18 protein-coding genes are annotated in these 19,090 nt (G+C 60.3%); 11 read left to right on the top strand and 7 right to left on the bottom strand.

The genetic code is table 11. The annotated features are described in order from the left end of the window. Positions 1-36: 36 nt before the first annotated feature. The 9 genes from amaB to FRT59_RS14410 all read left to right on the top strand — a co-directional run bounded on the left by amaB (position 37) and on the right by FRT59_RS14410 (position 11,064). A complete protein-coding gene (gene amaB / locus FRT59_RS14450; protein ID WP_153838747.1) occupies positions 37-1,527 on the top strand; it encodes an L-piperidine-6-carboxylate dehydrogenase in 1,491 nt (496 codons plus the stop codon). Between the two features lie 175 nt (positions 1,528-1,702). Continuing rightward, on the top strand, positions 1,703-2,986 hold the full coding sequence (amaA, locus tag FRT59_RS14445; protein ID WP_153871524.1) for an L-pipecolate oxidase: 1,284 nt from the start codon (positions 1,703-1,705) through the stop codon (positions 2,984-2,986). Between the two features lie 374 nt (positions 2,987-3,360). After that, on the top strand, positions 3,361-4,497 hold the full coding sequence (locus FRT59_RS14440) for a branched-chain amino acid ABC transporter substrate-binding protein (protein ID WP_153871523.1): 1,137 nt from the start codon (positions 3,361-3,363) through the stop codon (positions 4,495-4,497). Between the two features lie 201 nt (positions 4,498-4,698). Then, positions 4,699-5,613 (top strand): ABC transporter permease subunit, encoded by a 915-nt coding sequence (locus FRT59_RS14435; RefSeq protein ID WP_003236186.1) that lies wholly within the window; start codon positions 4,699-4,701, stop codon positions 5,611-5,613. Positions 5,614-5,615: 2 nt separating this feature from the next. Next, entirely contained in the window at positions 5,616-6,893 is a 1,278-nt protein-coding gene (gene livM, locus FRT59_RS14430) for a high-affinity branched-chain amino acid ABC transporter permease LivM (RefSeq protein ID WP_153871522.1), read from the top strand. Beyond that, positions 6,890-7,765 carry an ABC transporter ATP-binding protein gene (locus tag FRT59_RS14425; RefSeq protein WP_153871521.1) on the top strand — a complete coding sequence of 292 codons (876 nt, stop codon included), beginning with the start codon at positions 6,890-6,892 and terminating at the stop codon, positions 7,763-7,765. The genes livM and FRT59_RS14425 overlap by 4 nt, the downstream gene beginning before the upstream one ends. Next, positions 7,762-8,478 (top strand): ABC transporter ATP-binding protein, encoded by a 717-nt coding sequence (locus FRT59_RS14420; RefSeq protein WP_034117470.1) that lies wholly within the window; start codon positions 7,762-7,764, stop codon positions 8,476-8,478. The genes FRT59_RS14425 and FRT59_RS14420 overlap by 4 nt, the downstream gene beginning before the upstream one ends. A gap of 779 nt (positions 8,479-9,257) precedes the next feature. After that, positions 9,258-10,022 (top strand): SDR family oxidoreductase, encoded by a 765-nt coding sequence (locus FRT59_RS14415; protein ID WP_034117471.1) that lies wholly within the window; start codon positions 9,258-9,260, stop codon positions 10,020-10,022. 136 nt (positions 10,023-10,158) lie between these two features. After that, positions 10,159-11,064 carry a cation diffusion facilitator family transporter gene (locus FRT59_RS14410; protein WP_034117472.1) on the top strand — a complete coding sequence of 302 codons (906 nt, stop codon included), beginning with the start codon at positions 10,159-10,161 and terminating at the stop codon, positions 11,062-11,064. Here the strand turns inward: FRT59_RS14410 and FRT59_RS14405 are convergent. The 5 genes from FRT59_RS14405 to ureE all read right to left on the bottom strand — a co-directional run bounded on the left by FRT59_RS14405 (position 11,036) and on the right by ureE (position 14,687). After that, a complete protein-coding gene (locus tag FRT59_RS14405; protein WP_153871519.1) occupies positions 11,036-12,154 on the bottom strand; it encodes an AGE family epimerase/isomerase in 1,119 nt (372 codons plus the stop codon). The genes FRT59_RS14410 and FRT59_RS14405 overlap by 29 nt on opposite strands. A gap of 127 nt (positions 12,155-12,281) precedes the next feature. Beyond that, positions 12,282-12,854 carry a HupE/UreJ family protein gene (locus FRT59_RS14400; RefSeq protein WP_034117474.1) on the bottom strand — a complete coding sequence of 191 codons (573 nt, stop codon included), beginning with the start codon at positions 12,852-12,854 and terminating at the stop codon, positions 12,282-12,284. Positions 12,855-12,876: 22 nt separating this feature from the next. Beyond that, a complete protein-coding gene (gene ureG / locus FRT59_RS14395) occupies positions 12,877-13,491 on the bottom strand; it encodes an urease accessory protein UreG (RefSeq protein ID WP_003188109.1) in 615 nt (204 codons plus the stop codon). A 24-nt stretch (positions 13,492-13,515) separates the two neighbouring features. Next, entirely contained in the window at positions 13,516-14,190 is a 675-nt protein-coding gene (locus tag FRT59_RS14390; protein WP_153871518.1) for an urease accessory protein UreF, read from the bottom strand. Further along, positions 14,187-14,687 carry an urease accessory protein UreE gene (ureE, locus tag FRT59_RS14385; RefSeq protein ID WP_034117476.1) on the bottom strand — a complete coding sequence of 167 codons (501 nt, stop codon included), beginning with the start codon at positions 14,685-14,687 and terminating at the stop codon, positions 14,187-14,189. Before ureE ends, FRT59_RS14390 begins: the two co-directional genes overlap by 4 nt. 340 nt (positions 14,688-15,027) lie before the next feature. On the opposite strand from ureE, the gene FRT59_RS14380 reads away from it, so the two are divergent. Then, positions 15,028-15,534: a C40 family peptidase gene (locus tag FRT59_RS14380; RefSeq protein ID WP_153871517.1), complete on the top strand. Its 507-nt coding sequence runs from the start codon at positions 15,028-15,030 to the stop codon at positions 15,532-15,534. 5 nt (positions 15,535-15,539) lie between these two features. On the opposite strand, the gene FRT59_RS14375 is transcribed toward FRT59_RS14380, so the two are convergent. Next, positions 15,540-16,172, bottom strand: a complete 633-nt coding sequence (locus tag FRT59_RS14375) for a TetR family transcriptional regulator (protein ID WP_005784300.1) — start codon at positions 16,170-16,172, stop codon at positions 15,540-15,542. Positions 16,173-16,323: 151 nt separating this feature from the next. Continuing rightward, complete coding sequence (locus tag FRT59_RS14370; protein ID WP_034117478.1) at positions 16,324-16,644, bottom strand: hypothetical protein; 321 nt, start codon at positions 16,642-16,644, stop codon at positions 16,324-16,326. A 357-nt stretch (positions 16,645-17,001) separates the two neighbouring features. On the opposite strand from FRT59_RS14370, the gene FRT59_RS14365 reads away from it, so the two are divergent. Next, a complete protein-coding gene (locus FRT59_RS14365; RefSeq protein ID WP_153871516.1) occupies positions 17,002-19,068 on the top strand; it encodes an AsmA family protein in 2,067 nt (688 codons plus the stop codon). Positions 19,069-19,090: the final 22 nt, after the last annotated feature.

Below are 19,090 nucleotides of genomic sequence, written 5' to 3'. Positions count from 1 at the left end.
GCACATTTTGTCGTTTATGGTTTGAAGGAGTGACCCATGGTTGCTGCATTGCTTGATCGTCTCGGGGTAAACCCAGCGCTGTACCAGGCGGGGAAACAACCCGTGCATTCGCCGATTGATGGCAGCCGTATCGGCAGTGTGCACTGGGAAGGCGCCGCCGAGGTGGAGCAGCAGGTCAGTCGCGCCGAGCATGCATTCGAGGCCTGGCGCAAGGTACCGGCCCCGCGGCGCGGCGAGCTGGTGCGCCAGTTTGGCGATGTACTGCGCGAATACAAGGCCGACCTGGGTGAGCTGGTGTCGTGGGAAGCCGGCAAGATCACCCAGGAGGGCTTGGGTGAAGTGCAGGAAATGATCGACATCTGCGACTTCGCCGTCGGCCTGTCGCGTCAGCTTTACGGCTTGACCATCGCCTCCGAGCGCCCAGGCCACCACATGCGTGAAACCTGGCACCCGCTGGGCGTGGTCGGTGTGATCAGCGCCTTCAACTTCCCGGTGGCCGTGTGGGCGTGGAACACCACCCTGGCCCTTGTGTGCGGGAACGCGGTGATCTGGAAGCCGTCGGAAAAGACCCCGCTCACCGCACTGGCCTGCCAGGCGTTGTTCGAGCGCGTGCTGAAAAAATTCGACGGTGCCCCCGAGTACCTCAGCCAAGTGGTCATCGGCGGTCGCGACGCCGGCGCCGCGCTGGTGGATGACCCGCGTGTCGCCCTGATCAGCGCCACCGGCAGCACCCGCATGGGCCGCGAAGTGGCGCCGAAAGTCGCCGCACGCTTCGCTCGCAGCATCCTCGAGCTGGGCGGCAACAACGCCATGATCCTTGGCCCGAGCGCCGACCTGGACATGGCCGTGCGCGCCATCCTGTTCAGCGCCGTCGGCACCGCCGGCCAACGCTGCACCACCCTGCGCCGGTTGATCGCCCATGAGTCGGTCAAGGAAGACATCGTCACTCGCCTCAAGGCCGCCTATTCCAAGGTGCGCATCGGCCACCCGCTGGAAGGCAACCTGATCGGCCCGCTGATCGACAAGCAGGGCTTTGACAACATGCAGGACGCCCTGGAGCAAGCCTTGAGCGAAGGCGGCAAGGTGTTCGGCGGCAAGCGCCAACTGCAAGACAAATTCCCTGACGCCTACTACGTATCGCCGGCGATTGTGGAAATGCCCGAGCAAAGCGATGTGGTGTGTACCGAGACCTTCGCGCCGATTCTCTACGTGGTCGGCTACACCGACTTCGCCGAAGCCTTGCGCCTGAACAACGCCGTGCCTCAGGGCCTGTCGTCGTGCATCTTCACCACCGATGTGCGTGAAGCCGAGCAATTCATGTCGGCCGTGGGCAGCGACTGCGGCATCGCCAACGTCAACATCGGCCCGAGCGGCGCGGAGATTGGTGGCGCGTTTGGTGGTGAGAAAGAGACCGGCGGTGGGCGTGAGTCGGGGTCGGATGCGTGGCGTGGGTACATGCGCCGGCAGACCAATACCGTGAACTATTCGCTCGAGCTGCCATTGGCACAAGGCATCACTTTCGACTAATCCCTCAGGTCGAAGTGAGGTCAAAATGTGGGAGGGGGCTTGCTCCCGATGGCGGCGTGTCAGTCAGCAGATGTACAACTGATCCACCGCTATCGGGAGCAAGCCCCCTCCCACATGTGATTGGGTTCACAACTTAAAAAATAGCTGTTTGTTAGGTCCTCTACGGAGTCTGGCAATGCCTTTACGCGAAACATGTTTATGGGAACACCTCACCCCCGGCCGGCCGGATCGTGCCGCGCTCAGGGGCGCGCTCAAGGTGGATGTCTGCGTGATCGGTGCCGGTATCACCGGTTTGTCGGCGGCCATTCATTTGCTGGAGCAGGGTAAAAGCGTTGCCGTGCTGGAGGCCCATCGCACCGGCCATGGCGGTTCGGGGCGCAACGTCGGGTTGGTCAATGCCGGCATGTGGATCCCACCAGATGAGATCGAAGCCGGGTTCGGCACGGCGGTTGGCAGCCAACTCAACCGCATGTTAGGCGCGGCGCCGTCTCTGGTGTTCAGCCTGATCGACAAATACAACATCGATTGCCAACTACGCCGTGAAGGCACCTTGCACATGGCTCATAACGCCCGTGGCGAGGCGGACTTGCGCAGCCGTGAAGAGCAATGGAAACGCCGTGGCGCTCCAGTTGAGTTACTGACCGGGCAAGCGTGCGAGCAAGCCACGGGGACCAGGAAAATCGCCGCCGCATTGCTGGATCGACGCGCCGGCACCTTGAATCCCATGGCCTACACCACAGGCTTGGCGAATGCCGCCGCAGCGCTGGGCGGGCAGTTGTTCGACCACTCCCCGGTCACCCAGCTTGAGCGCCAAGGTGGCGACTGGTTGGTGCAGACCGCCGAGGGTGCGGTGCAGGCCGAACAGGTGGTGATTGCCTCCAATGCCTACACCGAAGGCGAATGGACCGAGTTGCGGCGTAACTTCTTTCCTGGCTATTACTACCAGGTGGCGTCGGCACCGCTGACCGATGCAGCCGCCGGGCAGATCCTCCCTGGCGGCCAGGGCTCCTGGGATACACGTCAGGTGCTGAGCAGCATTCGCCGTGATGCCGATGGCCGCCTGTTGCTGGGCAGCCTGGGCAACGGCAACCAGAAACCGGCCTGGTTCCTCAAGGCGTGGGCCGATCGGGTGCAACAGCACTACTTCCCCTACCTCAAATCGGTGCAATGGGAATGCACCTGGACCGGCTGCATCGCGTTTACCCCCGACCACCTGATGCGCCTGTTCGAGCCTGCCCCTGGCCTGGTGGCGGTCACCGGCTATAACGGGCGTGGCGTAACCACCGGCAGCGTGGTGGGCAAGGCGTTTGCCGACTATCTGTGTCACCAGGACCCCCAGGCGCTGCCGATCCCCTTTGCCCCCATGCAACCGTTGGTCGGGGCGGGCCTGCGCAGTTGCCTGTATGAAGCCGGGTTCTCGCTGTATCACGCCGGGCAATGCATGAGGATCGTGATCTGATCAGCGAAATACCTGTCAGAAGCCTGCATTTTCTTAGCAGGCTACCCATCTGTATTGGTGCAAGTTGTAGCAATCACGCACTGTAAATGTGCAGTTCCGTTACGCACATTGTTACAGGTGTAGGAACTGTCGTTTATCCCTCCGGTTGCAGGTGCGACCCGCCAGGGTTGTACTTTTTTGATCCGCTGGTTGCACCCACACACGCTAGACGGTTGCACGTCCTGGCAAAAGGCGTCGAAACGCCTGTAATAACAATGACACCGTGTCTTTTTGAAGAATAAAAACGTAATGGCACGCGGCTTGCTCTGAGCTTTCGGTGAAAGGTTTGAATGCAAGTTGTCGTGCCAAAAATCAAAAATATCGGAGCACCACTCATGTCCCAGACGTTTTACAAGAAAGGTTTTCTGGCCCTCGCCGTTGCAGCGGCGCTGGGTGTTTCAACGTTTGTTCAAGCTGATGTGAAGATTGGTGTGGCGGGCCCGATGACGGGCGCCAACGCCGCTTTCGGTGAGCAGTACATGAAGGGTGCCCAGGCGGCAGCCGACGTTATCAACAAGGCCGGTGGCATCAACGGCGAGCAGATCAAGCTGGTCGCCGGCGATGACGCCTGCGAACCCAAGCAAGCCGTGGCCGTGGCCAACCGCCTGGCGGACCAGGACAAAGTGATCGGTGTGGTCGGGCACTTCTGCTCGTCGAACACCATCCCGGCGTCTGAGGTCTACGACGAAGCCGGCATCATCGCCATCACCCCAGGCTCAACCAACCCACAAGTGACCGAACGCGGCCTGGGCGCGATGTTCCGCATGTGCGGGCGTGACGACCAGCAAGGCATCGTCGCCGGCGACTACATCGTCGACGTGCTCAAGGGCAAGAAAGTCGCAGTCATCAACGACAAGGACACCTACGGCAAAGGCCTGGCCGACGCCACCGCTGCCCAGTTGACCAAGCGCGGCGTCAAGCCGGTGCTGGAAGAAGGCCTGACCCGCGGCGAGAAAGACTTCAGTGCCCTGGTCACCAAGATCCGCTCCCTGGGCGCCGACGTCGTGTACTTCGGCGGCTTGCATCCGGAAGCCGGCCCATTGGTGCGCCAGATCCGTGAAGCGGGCCTCAAAGACGTCAAGTTCATGTCCGATGACGGCGTAGTGACCGACGAACTGGTGGCAACCGCCGGTGGTGCGCAGTACGTGGATGGCGTCTACATGACCTTCGGCGCCGACCCACGCCTGCTGCCCGACAGCAAGGCGGTGGTGGAGCAATTCCGCAAAGCCGGCGTAGAGCCTGAAGGCTACACGTTGTACGCCTACGCCTCGATCCAGGCCCTGGCCGCTGGCTTCAACGGTGCCAAGTCCAACAAGGGCGAAGACGCTGCCAAGTGGCTCAAAGCCAACCCGGTCCAGACGGTAATGGGCAAGAAGGAGTGGGACGGTAAGGGCGACCTGAAAGTCTCCGACTATGTGGTTTACCAGTGGGACAAGGACGGTAAATACCATCAGCTGGAAAAACAGAAGTAAGGCTGAGCACCACAGTTTCCATGTGGGAGGGGGTTTGTTCCCGATAGCGCAGTGTCAGCCAACTTATGCATGACTGACCCACCGCATTCGGGAGCAAGCCCCCTCCCACAGGGGAGTGGTGTTGTTATTGAGATCTGTTTTTTCCTCCAGAAGCGCCGCACACCGACTGGTGTGCAGGTGCTCACCGCGTGAGATTGCGTTATGGATGGTATTTTCCTGCAGCAACTGGTCAACGGCCTGACCCTCGGGTCGGTCTACGGCCTGATCGCCATCGGCTACACAATGGTCTATGGCATCATCGGCATGATCAACTTCGCCCACGGCGAGGTTTATATGATTTCCGCTTACCTCGCGGCGATCAGTCTGGCACTGCTGGCTTACTTCGGCATCGAATCCTTCCCGCTGCTCATTCTCGGCACCTTGATCTTCACCGTGGTCGTCACCGGCGTTTACGGTTGGGTCATTGAGCGTGTCGCCTACAAACCACTGCGTAACTCAACCCGACTGGCACCGCTGATCAGCGCCATCGGTATTTCCCTGATCCTGCAGAACTATGCGCAGATCGCCCAGGGCGCAAAACAACAAGGCATTCCAACCCTGCTGGCTGGCGCCTGGCGCGTCGATATCGGCAGCGGTTTCGTGCAGCTCACGTACACCAAGGTGTTCATCCTGGTCGCCGCCTTCGCGGGCATGGCCTTGCTGACCTACATCATCAAATACACCAAGCTGGGCCGCATGTGCCGTGCCACCCAGCAAGACCGCAAGATGGCCTCGATCCTGGGCATCAACACCGACCGCGTGATCTCCTACGTGTTCGTCATCGGTGCTGCCATGGCTGCCCTGGCCGGCGTGCTCATTACCCTGAACTACGGCACCTTCGACTTCTATGCCGGCTTCATCATCGGCATCAAGGCATTTACCGCGGCGGTACTCGGCGGCATCGGCTCCCTGCCTGGGGCGATGCTTGGCGGGATCATCCTCGGCATCTCCGAGTCGCTGTTCTCGGGGTTGATCAACTCTGACTACAAAGACGTGTTCAGTTTCTCCCTGCTGGTGGTGATTCTGATTTTCCGTCCCCAGGGCCTGCTTGGTCGCCCACTCGTGGCGAAGGTGTAAACATGTCTGCTGCCAAATCTATCGATATCAAGAAAAGTGTGGTCGATACGGTCCTCGCCGGGCTGATTTCGCTGATCGTGTTCGGCCCCATCGTCGGCGTGGTACTCGACGGCTACAGCTTCAACCTGGAACCTGCCCGTGTGGCTACGTTGGTCGCCATTGTGATGGCCGGCCGCTTTGCCCTCAGCCTGTTCCTGCAAACCCCCAAGGGCGTGAAGATCCTGCAGGGTTTCGAAAGCAGCGGCTCCGGCGTGCACGTGCTGCCACCGGACTACAAGTCGCGGCTGCGCTGGATCATCCCCGCGTTGATCGTGATCGCCATTGTGTTCCCGATCTTCGCCAACAAGTACCTGCTCACTGTGGTCATCCTCGGGCTGATCTACGTGTTGCTGGGCCTGGGGCTGAACATCGTGGTGGGCCTGGCGGGGCTGCTCGACCTGGGCTACGTGGCGTTCTACGCCATCGGTGCCTACGGCCTGGCGTTGGGTTATCAATACCTCGGCCTGGGCTTCTGGACGGTGCTGCCGCTGGCGGCCATCGCGGCGGCGTTGGCGGGGTGCATACTCGGCTTCCCGGTGCTACGAATGCACGGTGACTACCTGGCCATCGTGACCCTGGGGTTTGGTGAAATCATTCGCCTGGTGCTCAACAACTGGCTGTCATTCACCGGTGGCCCGAACGGTATGCCGGTACCATCGCCGACTTTTCTCGGCCTGGAGTTCGGGCGTAAAGCCAAGGAAGGTGGGGTTCCGTTCCACGAGTTCTTCGGCCTCGATTACAACCCCAACATCAAATTCATGTTCATCTACATCGTGCTGTTCCTGGTGGTGCTGGCGGTGCTGTACATCAAGCACCGGCTCACGCGCATGCCGGTCGGCCGTGCCTGGGAAGCCTTGCGCGAAGATGAGATCGCCTGCCGCTCCATGGGCCTGAACCACGTACTGGTCAAGCTCTCGGCGTTCACTATCGGCGCGTCCACCGCGGGTTTGGCCGGGGTGTTTTTTGCCAGCTACCAGGGTTTCGTCAACCCGTCGTCGTTTACCTTCTTCGAGTCGGCGTTGATCCTGGCCATCGTGGTGTTGGGCGGCATGGGCTCAACGGTCGGCGTGGTGATCGCGGCGTTCGTACTGACTGTTGCGCCTGAACTGCTGCGCAGCTTCTCCGAATACCGCGTGCTGCTGTTTGGCGTGTTGATGGTGGTGATGATGATCTGGCGACCGCGTGGCTTGATTCGGATCAGCCGAACCGGTGTGACGCCACGCAAGGGGGTCGCGCCATGAGCAAGGAAATTGTCCTCAGCGTGGAACACCTGATGATGCACTTCGGTGGCATCAAGGCCTTGAGCGATGTGAGCCTCAAGGTCGAACGCAACTCGATCTTCGCCCTGATCGGCCCCAACGGCGCCGGCAAGACCACGGTGTTCAACTGCCTCACCGGCTTCTACAAAGCCAGCGGCGGCAAGATCGAACTCAACGTGCGGGGCCAGCAGACCAACGTGATCCAGCTGTTGGGAGAGCGCTTCAAGGCGGTCGACTTCGTGTCGCCGAAAAGCTTCCTCAGCCGCGTGTACTACAAGATGTTCGGCGGTACTCACCTGGTGAACCGCGCCGGCCTGGCACGGACCTTCCAGAACATTCGCCTGTTCAAGGAAATGTCGGTGCTGGAAAACCTGCTGGTGGCCCAACACATGTGGGTCAACCGCAACATGCTCGCCGGCATCCTCAACACCAAGGGTTACCGCAAGGCCGAAAGCGATGCCCTCGACCATGCTTTCTACTGGTTGGAAGTGGTCGACCTGGTGGACTGCGCCAACCGCCTGGCCGGCGAGCTCTCCTACGGCCAGCAGCGCCGCCTGGAAATCGCCCGCGCCATGTGCACCCGGCCGCAGATCATCTGCCTGGACGAACCCGCGGCGGGCCTCAACCCGCAGGAAACCGAAGCCCTCAGCGCGATGATTCGCCTGCTGCGCGACGAACACGACCTTACGGTAGTGCTGATCGAACACGACATGGGCATGGTGATGAGTATTTCCGACCACATCGTGGTGCTGGACCACGGCAACGTGATCGCCGAAGGCGGCCCCGAAGCGATCCGCAACGACCCGAAAGTCATTGCTGCCTACCTGGGCGCGGACGAAGAGGAGTTGGTATGAGCGGACCCATCCTCGAAATGAAGGACCTGGACGTGTTCTACGGCCCGATCCAGGCCCTGAAAAAAGTCTCGCTGCACATCAACGAAGGCGAAACCGTCAGCCTGATCGGCTCCAACGGCGCGGGTAAATCCACGCTGCTGATGTCGATCTTCGGCCAGCCTCGGGCCGAGTCGGGGCAGATCCTCTACAACGGCGTCGACATTACCCACAAGTCGTCTCACTACATCGCCTCCAACGGCATCGCGCAGTCGCCGGAAGGGCGGCGGGTGTTCCCCGACATGACCGTCGAGGAAAACCTGCTGATGGGCACCATTCCCATAGGCGACAAGTTCGCCAGCGAGGACATGCAGCGTATGTTCGAGCTGTTCCCACGGCTCAAGGAGCGGCGCAACCAGCGGGCCATGACCATGTCTGGCGGCGAGCAGCAAATGCTCGCCATCGCCCGTGCGCTGATGAGCCGGCCCAAGCTGTTGCTGCTGGACGAGCCGAGCCTGGGCTTGGCGCCGATTGTGGTGAAGCAGATCTTCTCCACCCTGCGCGAGCTGGCGTCCACCGGGATGACTATCTTCTTGGTGGAGCAGAATGCCAACCATGCGCTGCGCTTGTCGGATCGGGCGTACGTGATGGTCAACGGCGAGATTCGCCTGACGGGTACCGGCAAGGAGTTGCTGGTGAACGAGGAAGTGCGCAACGCCTATCTTGGCGGTCACTAACTAGTACTCAGTACCCTGTGGGAGGGGGCTTGCTCCCGATAGCGATTTGTCAGTCAGCACTTCTGAAACTGACACACCGCTATCGGGAGCAAGCCCCCTCCCACATTTGTTTTGTGTGATCCACAAGCGCGTTCTTCAAATTGTGGAAAACAAATCCAGCCACCCTCCAAAGCGCGACATATAGCCGCCGCAAATCCCTGTTTTGTCACAGTTTTGACTTGTCCCCATCCACTGTGGAACCGGCTGTGGGTAACGTGGGAGTAGCTGGCTGTAAGCCTTTAAATACGTGGCTTACAGCGTGGAGGTTGTTTTTTGACCAGCAGCTTTTTCGCGACCCTTCGAGGGGTTTGTCAACCTGTTTAAAGACACAGGTATATGACGGGAATATGTACGCTTAACCTGTGGATAAGTCTGTGACTAAACTCTGGAAAGACCCTCGTAGAGGCCGGAATGACTGGCCTGGAGCCATCGTTGTGTTTTTCCGAATTTGTCAGGGGCTACATATGGCCCTGCCCAGGTCAAGCAAAAAACTTTCTAAAACCGCCTGAAAGCCTTGTACACAGCGGCTCAGAGCAATTTGCACTTGCCCCCAAAGACTGTGGGCGCAGCTGTGGATAACCTGCGCGCATATGGCTGCAAGCCACGGTGTATAAGGCTTTGCCCAGGTTGGTTAAAAATTGATCAGTGAGGCGTGAAGGTGTGTGCATAGCGGTTGCCGCAGAGGCGGCGTAAGGGCATTCTGCTGGCAACTTTTTCCCGATGCCCGCAAGGAGACCACCATGTCCGACACGCTATTTATCACTGGCGCCACTTCAGGTTTCGGCGAAGCCTGTGCCCGTCGTTTTGCCGAAGCCGGTTGGAAACTGGTGCTCACGGGGCGTCGTGCCGAGCGCTTGAACGCCCTGGTCGAAGAGCTTTCCAAGCAGACCGAAGTGCATGGCCTGGTGGTGGACGTGCGGGACCGCAAGGGTATGGAAGAGGCCATCGCCAACCTGCCACCGTCGTTCGCCAAGCTACGTGGCCTCATCAACAATGCCGGCCTGGCCGTGGGCACTGACCCTGCGCCCAAGTGCAACCTCGACGATTGGGAAACCATGGTCGACACCAACATCAAGGGCCTGCTGACCACCACCAACCTGCTGCTGCCGCGCCTGATCGCCCATGGCCGCGGCGCCGGCATCATCAACCTGGGTTCCATCGCGGGTAACTACCCGTACCCGGGCAGCCATGTGTATGGCGGCTCCAAGGCGTTCGTGAAGCAGTTCTCGTTGAACCTGCGCTGCGACCTGCAAGGCACTGGCGTGCGTGTGACCAACATTGAGCCGGGCCTGTGTGAGAGCGAGTTCTCGCTGGTGCGCTTCGGCGGTGATCAGGCGCGTTACGACGCCACTTATGCCGGGGCCGAGCCGATCCAGCCGCAGGACATCGCTGACACGATTTTTTGGGTGATGAATACGCCGGCGCACGTCAATATCAACCGGTTGGAGCTGATGCCGGTGAGTCAGACCTGGGCCGGGTTTGCGATTGAGCGTGGGGCCAAGTAAGGCTTAACACCGCGACGCAGCCATCGAGGGCAAGCTCCCGATGGCTGCAAATCGGCCAAAAAACAGGCCATAAGGTACACTCCGCTCCTGAAACCCCACCGCAATGTGCGGTTTAAAGGTTTTGACGGGAGGAAATGTGAGTAACCGAGGTGAGCAGGCACTGCTCAAACAATCGACCATCCTGATGTTCGCTGTGGCGATCGCCGGGATTGTCACGGGTGTGATATCTGGCGCCCAATCCATTCTGTTCGACGGCTTTTTCTCGCTGATCGCCACCGCCATCAAGGTGTTGATGCTGATCACGGCCAAGCTGATCGCCAAGAAAAGCAACGAGCGTTTCCAGTTCGGCTATTGGCACCTGGAGCCGATGGTGCTGCTGATCGAAGGCAGTTTCCTGCTGTTGATCGCTATCTACGCGTTCCTCAATGGCGTGTTCGGCATTATCAATGGCGGGCGCGAGATCGAGTTGGGGTTGGTGATCATTTATGCGGCGGTGTTTACTGTCGTTGAGTTCGCCTACTTCTTCTATGTGCGCTACCGCAACCGCACGCTCAAGTCGTCGCTGATCCAATTCGACAACATCAGCTGGCTGGTGGACGCGATGCTGTCGGTGGGCCTGTTGATCAGCTTTCTGGCCGCGCTGTTGCTCAAGTCCCAGGGCTACGGCGAGTGGGCGGTGTATGTCGACCCGTTGATCCTGATCCTGCTGGCCCTGAGCATGCTGGCGCCGGCGTTCAAGATCCTGCGCCCGGCGTTGCGCGAAGTGCTGGGCATCGCCCCGGATCACTTGGACGACAAAGTGCGCGAAGTGATGGACGCAGCGCAGGCCAAGCATGGTTTCGACGACTACGTCTCCTATGTGCAGAAGCACGGGCGGGCGCGGTTTATCGAGATTCATGTGGTGTTGCCTGCGGACTACCCGGTGGATAAGGTCGCCACCCTCGACGGGCTGCGCGAAGAAATATCCACAGGGCTGGGCACGCCGGATGCGGCGCGTTGGTTGACGATCAGTTTTACTGGGGATCGCAAGTGGATCGCGTGAGGCCCTGATAGCAGGTCGCCAAGTGATACGGCGTAGTCGATGGCATGTCCCGTCGACTCACCGTGCCCTGGGCATCCAGGCATTCATGCCAACCCTTTGCATGCAGGAAGTGCTGTTGCAACGCCAGCAACTGGCGCTGCAACGCCGCTTCACTGCCCGGCCGCAAGGTCAGCGCTCGCAGGTACTCGGCCTGGGCCCAGATGCGTTGGGTGCCGTCGCGCACCGTGCCATCCAGTGCGAGCATGCCACTGACCGCACCGCTCAACTTATCCACACCCGTTTGTTCGGCATAGGCAAATGCCCGTGTCAGCGATGCATGCAGCGGTGTGCCGCGCAGTACATCTGACGATTCCAGCAAAAAGAACCATTCGAACTGGTGCCCCGGCTCAAACCAGTTATCCACAGCGCCCACGGGTTTTTCCATCATCACGCCATGCTCGCGGTCGATGAAGCGTTGCTGCATGGCCGTCGCCAATGCCAGCAAGGCCGCCTGTACGTCGGCATCTTCACGCACCGCAAGGGTGGCAAGGAAACTTTCGGCCAGGTGCATCAACGGGTTTTGCAACGGCCCGGAATCCAGAGAGGTCCAGTTACGCTCCAGCACGGCTTCATACAGGTCATCTCCCGTGGCAAAGCGCTGGGCGACGACTTCCAAGGCGGCATTGAGCACCGATTCCACCAACGGTTCACGCACCTTGGCCCAGTAATGGGCACAGGCAAAGATGATGAAGGCGTGGGTGTAGAGGTCTTTGCGTTTGTCCAGCGGTTGGCCGGTGGGGTCGACGCTGTAGAACCAGCCACCGTGCTCGGCATCGTGGAAGTGCCGTTGCAGGGAACGGAACAGCGCCGCCGCGCGTTCTTCGGCAAAGGCCGCGCCGGGCTCACCGATCAGGCTGGCGAACAGGTACAACTGCCGGGCGCAGGCCATGGCGCGATAGCGTTGCGGGGGGAGTGGCTGGTGGTCGGCGTCCAGTGCCTCGAAGGGCAGTGCCAGGTCGGCATTCCAGCCTGGGCCTTGCCAGAGGGGCACGATCAGGTCGTGGAAGTGCGTGAGCACGGTGTTCAAAGCGGGCTGAGAAGCGATGGGCATTGGCTGGCGTCGTCACGGCAGGGGTGTAGGCGCGCATGGTAGCAGATGAGGGCAGCTCTAAGTTTTCAGCTGCAAGCGGCAAGTAAAAGCCGAGCTGCCCTTACTTGTCGCTTGCAGCTTGTCACTTTTAGCTGGCGAGCAGCCAAACCCCAGTCGCCGCCGAAGCCGCCCCAGCCACCCGCACCAACGGCGCCGCAGCAACCGGCAGAAAGCGCACCACCGCATAACCGGCGGCATGCAATACCGCGGTCGCACCGACAAACCCAGCGGCATACGCCCAAGGGCTGGACATGTCTGGCAGTTCCAAACCATGGGCAACACCATGGAACAACGCAAACAACGCCGTGGCACCCACGGCCAGGAACAGTGGCGGACGCACCGCCAGCGCCACCGCCAGGCCCAGGGCCAGCACCGACGCGGCAATCCCGCTTTCCAGCGCCGGCAATTGCAGGCCTTCAAAACCGAGCATGCCGCCGATCAGCATGGTGCCGACAAAGGTGCACGGCAGGGCCCAGCGCGCGGTGCCGTTCTGCTGGGCAGCCCAGAGGCCGACCGCAACCATGGCCAGCAAGTGATCGAGACCGCCCAGCGGGTGGCTGATACCGGCCACAAGGCCATTGTCGCCGTGGCCCGGATGGGCGAACGCCAGGGCGGGGGCGAGCAGCAGCGCGGCGGCGGCGAGAAGTTTGTTGAGGCTCATGAACAGGTTCCTTATGGGTTGATCAGGCGGCGGTCAGCAGGCCCTGGCGTTCGATGAACGCGACGATGTCATCCAGGCCGACCCCGGTTTTCTGGTTGCTGAACACAAAAGGTTTGCCGTTGCGCATGCGTTGGGTGTCGCTGTTCATCAGTTCCAGCGAAGCGCCCACCAGTGGGGCCAGGTCGATCTTGTTGATCACCAGCAGGTCGGATTTGCAAATTCCGGGCCCGCCCTTGCGTGGCAGCTTGTCGCCGGCGGAGACATCGATCACATAGATGGTCAGGTCCGACAGCTCCGGGCTGAAGGTGGCCGACAGGTTGTCACCGCCGGACTCCACCAGGATCAGGTCCAGGCCAGGGAAGCGGCGGTTGAGTTGGTCAACGGCCTCCAGGTTGATCGAGGCATCTTCGCGAATCGCCGTGTGCGGGCAGCCGCCGGTCTCCACGCCGATGATGCGCTCCGGCGCCAGGGCCTGGTTGCGCACCAGGAAATCGGCATCTTCGCGGGTATAGATATCGTTGGTAACGACCGCCAGGTTGTAGCGATCGCGCAGGGCCAGGCACAGGGCCAGGGTCAGGGCGGTCTTGCCAGAGCCCACCGGGCCGCCGATTCCAACGCGCAGGGGTTGAGTGTTCATGTGTTTCTCCAAAATTAAGTGCTCCTAGGAGCGGAACAGGCGGCTGTACTGGCGCTCGTGGGCCATGCATGCCAGGGACAGGCCGAAGGCGGCGCTGCCCAAATGCTGGGGGGCGATGCGGCCGGCGTCCTGCTGGGCTTGTTGCAGCAGCGGTAGCAGTTCGCTGGTCAGGCGCTGGGCGGCTTGCTGGCCCAGTGGCAGGGTTTTCATCAATACCGCGAGTTGGTTTTCCAGCCAGCTCCAGAGCCATGCGGCGAGGGCGTCGTCGGGGCTGATGTGCCAGGCTCGAGCGGCCAGCGCCCAGCCAAGAGCCAGGTGCGGTTCGCCGCACTGTTCAAGAAATTCACGGGCGGCGCTGTCCAGTTCCGGCAAGCCATTGAGCAGTTGTTGCAGGGAATAGCCCATCTGCCGGCTCTCCTGATGCAGCTCGCGGGTCTCACGGCTGGCGCGGTGTTCTTCGCACAGCTGCGCCAGTTGCACCCAATCCTGGTCGACGGCGGCGCGGCAATGGGCGAGCAGCAGCGGCGCTTCGAAACGCGCAAGGTTGAGCAGCAACTGATCACTGATCCAGCGCCGGGCACTCGCCGCATCCTGCACGCGGCCGTTCTCCACGGCCATTTCCAGGCCTTGGGAATAGCTGTAGCCGCCAATCGGCAGTTGCGGACTGGCCAGGCGCAACAGCGCCCAGGCTGGGTTCATATACGCACGCCGAACTGATGCAGCTTGGGCGGGTAGTTGAAGTCTTCGTCACCCTGGCGCGAATGATGATGGCCACCGCCGTAGGCGCCGTGTTCCGGTTGGAACGGCGCCTCGATGGTCTGCGCATCGGCGCCCAACTGTTCAAGCATGGCCTTGAGCACATAGTCATCGAGCAGGCGCAGCCAGCCGTCGCCGACCTGCAGCGCTACATGGCGGTTGCCGAGGTGATAGGCGGCGCGGGTCAGCTCAAACGCGTTGCGGCAAGTGACGTGAAGCAGTTGTTCAGGTCGGGCACGAACACGTACGACACGTCCGTCTTCTGCTTGTAGGAATTCGCCATCGTGTAGTGGCGGCTGCCCACGCTCCAGAAATAGGCCGACGTCTTCACCGTCGGCACTGAAACAGCGCAGGCGGCTTTTGCTGCGCGCTTCAAAATTCAGCAGCAATTCTGCGGCCCAGAGGGCTTGGGGGGCGATTCGGCGGTGGATCACCAGCATCAGAGAGCTTCCAGCTGTGAGCGATGAAAGACCTAGAGCAAGGGTCTTGCCAATCACGGGATTGAGTAGGAATTCCCTGACGGGATGTACAGGAATGCTACCCAAGAGGGCATCAGATAATTCTCTATGTGTATCAATTTGGTGCGTTGCGGAATTTATAGCACTGGAGCGGGGCGTTTTTCGTTGAGGGATACTCTTGGCATGATGAAATTTCTTTCATCATTTTCTTGTTGATGCTTTTTCGGATTTGTCCTACGTGCGATCAGGATTTGGCGTTCATGAAACTACCTGAGGTTTATTTAGGCTGTGCGCCCTGTTTAATTCCACCGCGACGTTCATTATGTTTCGATCAATTTTTTGTATATGCCTTGTCAGCCTGACCTTCTTTATTTCGTCGGCATCGGCCAACTTTCAGCCCCGCGCAACCCTCGGAACTTCACTGCAAGGCATCAAGCCTGCTTCCATCGACGACGTTATCGATCGCGCCCATGAGTTGCTGGGTACACCTTACAAATGGGGTGGCACGTCAGCGGAGCAGGGCTTTGATTGCAGCAGTTTCCTGGTTTACCTGTTCAAGACCGAAGCCAACCTGCTGATTCCCCGCACGACAGCGGCCATGCACCGCTCTACGGCGGAGACTGTTAAGCGCAGCGCGTTGAAGCCCGGAGATGCAGTGTTTTTCAAAGGCAACGGGCGCGGCCAAGTCAGCCATGTCGGCTTGTATATCGGCAAAGGCCAATTCATCCATTCGCCGCGTACAGGCAAAAGTATCCGTATCGATTCATTGAGCAACAGCTACTGGAACAAGCACTACACGACCGCCAAGCGCTTCCATACGGCGGGTTGAGCGGCTTATTCGGTGCTGCCAAGGCCTTGCCAATGCTTGAGGCCGATAAAGATAAAGCGCAGTTGTTGGGTGATTTTCGCCTGGGGCGTGAGGTGGGCCGGCAGGGCATGGGCCGGTGGGTCGATGATATCGGGCAGGGTGGCGAACACGCTTTTGACGATCAGGTCGGCCATCACATGCAAGCCTTCCGCGTCCAGGTGCTGCAGTTTTGGCATCAGCGTCAGGTCGGCCGCCAGGTCGCGGGTGATGTCTTCGCGCAGGGCGCCGATGGCTTGGCGTACGGCCAGGCAACCGCCGTACTGCTCACGGGCCAGGAACAGGAATTGCGAGCGGTTGGCCGAGACCACATCGAGGAAGATGCGCACGGACGCATCAATAATGCCGCCCATTACAAACTCGTTGTGGCGCACCAGGCGAATCGTAGCGCGGAAGGTCTGGCCGACTTCGCTGACCAATACCAGCCCGAGCTGGTCCATGTCGGCAAAATGGCGATAGAAACCGGTGGGCACGATACCTGCCGTCTTCGCCACTTCGCGCAGGCTCAGGCTGCCAAACCCACGGCCACACTCCATCAGATGGCGGGCTGCGTCCATCAAGGCGAGGCGAGTCTGTTGCTTCTGTTCGGCGCGGGGCAGCATGAGCGGATGGGCTTCGTCAGCGAGTACAGCGACGCACTCTAGCAAAAGCGCTTTGCCGGCGTCGAACTTGACAGGGGCGAGGCGTGACGCGGTCTATATAAAAGCAAAAGCCCGATCGACAGATCGGGCTTTTTTCTGGGCCACCACGGGCTTAGCTCTGGGCTTGATGCAGTTCTTGCAGACGGTCGGCACCGCCTTCAGCAACGCCTTCGGTGTAAGCGCGTTTGTTGGCTTGTTCAGCACCGCCTTCTACCAGGCCTTTCTCTTGCAGGCGGTTGAAGCCATTTTCAGCTACGGCACCTTTGGCATAGTCACGGTTTTCGTCTTCTTGCGAACCGCTGCGAGCCACGGTCTGACTAATTTGTACGGCTTGGGCTTTATTCTGTGGGGTGGCCTGTTCGGCGGCTGGCAGGGCAAAAGCGCTGGAAGCCAGGACGGATAACAGGACGGTAGCGAGTAATTGGCGTTTCATGATGGTTGCTCCTTGGGAGGGCGATAAAGTGGGTACAGGGCTAATGCTACTCTTGATAAGTCGATATAAAAGTTCATAAACACAATGGTAATAATCAACAGAATTGATTGTTCCCTCCGGAGGCTCTAGAACGAGCCTCTCAAGCACGCGGTTTTGCACCGAGGTGGGTATTTTCGACACGAACCTGGGTAACAATGGTGCGCCGTTGATGATCAGAAGCTGTCTGTTCGATCAGGAAAGTGGCTTTTTGCGACTAAATCGGCCATCGGGTTAAACCCCCGGGCGGTTTGCCAGTCGTAGTTTTATAGGCTGCTCTTTAGGGGTAGCTCAGCCAGTCGTATTCAGGAGTCCTGTGCAATGACGCGCACTCGTAAAATCGTCGCTTGGAGCTGCGCCAGCTTCGTTCTGTTAATCGCCATCGTGGTACTGGTCCTGATCTTCTTCGACTGGAACCGCATCAAGCCGCCACTCAATGCCAAAGTCTCCGAAGAGCTGCACCGCCCATTCGCCATCAACGGCAACCTTGCGGTGGTGTGGCAGCGTGAACCGGATGAAGGCGGCTGGCGCGCCTGGGTGCCGTGGCCCCATGTGATCGCCGAAGACCTGACCCTGGGCAACCCCGACTGGTCGAAGCAACCGCAGATGGTCACGCTTAAAAAGGTCGAGCTGCGTATTTCACCCCTGGCCTTGCTGGTACAACGCGTGGTGATCCCGCGGATCGACCTCACTGAACCGAGTGCCCAGTTGCAGCGCCTGGCCGATGGCCGCGCCAACTGGACCTTCAAGTTCGACCCCAAAGACCCCGACGCCGAACCCTCCAACTGGGTGGTGGACATCGGCGCCATCGGTTTCGACAAGGGCCATGTGACCCTCGACGATCAAACCCTCAAAACTCAACTCGATGTGATCATCGACCCGCTGGGCAAACCGATCCCGTTCGGCGAAATCGTCGGCGACGCCGATGCCAGGAAAGCCCTGGAAAAAGGCTCGGCGCCCCAGGACTACGCGTTCGGCCTCAAGGTCAAAGGCCAATACCACGGCCAGAAACTCGCCGGCACCGGCAAGATTGGCGGCTTGCTTGCCTTGCAGGACGCGGCCAAGCCGTTCCCGCTGCAAGCCCAAGTGAAAGTCGCCGACACCAGCATCGCCCTGGCCGGCACTCTGACCGACCCGCTGAACCTCGGCGCCCTGGACCTGCGCCTGAAACTCTCGGGCAGCAGCCTGGGTAACCTGTACCCGCTGACCGGCGTCACTTTGCCGGACTCGCCGGCCTACTCCACCGATGGTCATCTGATCGCCAAGCTGCATGAAGCCAGCGGCGCCTCATTCCGCTACGAAAACTTCAACGGCAAGATCGGCAACAGTGACATCCACGGCGACTTGGCCTATGTCGCCAGTCAGCCACGGCCCAAGCTCAGCGGCGCGCTGGTGTCCAACCAACTGCTGATGACTGACCTGGCGCCGTTGATCGGTGCCGACTCCAACGCCAAGCAAAAAGCCCGGGGCGGTGAAAGCAAACAGCCAGCGACCAAAGTGCTGCCGGTTGAAGAGTTCCGCACCGAGCGCTGGCGCGAAATGGATGCCGACGTGGAGTTCACCGGCAAGCGCATCGTGCACAGTGCCGACTTGCCCTTCACCGACCTTTACACCCACCTGGTACTCAACGACGGCCAACTGAGCCTCGAACCCCTGCGCTTCGGCGTGGCCGGCGGCAAGCTCGATGCGCAGATTCGCTTGAACGGCCGCACTACGCCGATGGAAGGCCGCGCCAAACTGACGGCGCGCAACTTCAAGCTCAAGCAGTTGTTCCCGACCTTTGAACCGATGAAGACCAGCTTTGGTGAACTCAACGGCGATGCCGATATTTCCGGGCGCGGCAATTCCGTCGCAGCGCTGCTCGGCACTTCCAATGGTGACCTGAAGATGCTGATCAACGACGGCGCCATCAGCCGTGGCCTGATGGAAATCGCCGGGCTCAACGTCGGCAACTACGTGGTGGGCCGCCTGTTCGGCGACAAGGAAGTGAAGATCAACTGCGCGGCGGCGGATTTCGGCATCAAGACGGGCCTGGCGACCACGCGGTTGTTTGTGTTCGATACCGAGAACGCCATCATCTACATCGACGGCACCGCGAACATGGCCACGGAGCAGTTGGACCTGACCATCACGCCCGAGTCCAAGGGCTTTCGCTTGTTTTCGCTGCGCTCGCCGCTGTACGTCAATGGGCCGTTTATCAAACCCAATGCTGGCGTGAAGGCCATCCCGCTGGCACTGCGTGGCGCTGGCATGGTTGCCCTGGGCATTATCGCCGGCCCGGCTGCCGGCCTCCTGGCGCTGGTGGCACCGAGCGGCGATGAGCCGAATCAGTGCGCACCCTTGCTGCAACAGATGAAGGAAGGCAAGGCGCCGAAGACCGTCAAGTAACTAACTGACTGCGCCTGAAAGC

The organism is Pseudomonas haemolytica (genome assembly GCF_009659625.1).
In the GTDB taxonomy this organism is placed as follows: domain Bacteria; phylum Pseudomonadota; class Gammaproteobacteria; order Pseudomonadales; family Pseudomonadaceae; genus Aquipseudomonas; species Aquipseudomonas haemolytica.
Note: the sequence above shows the minus strand (reverse complement) of the source record. Positions and strands in the feature narration are given on the sequence as shown.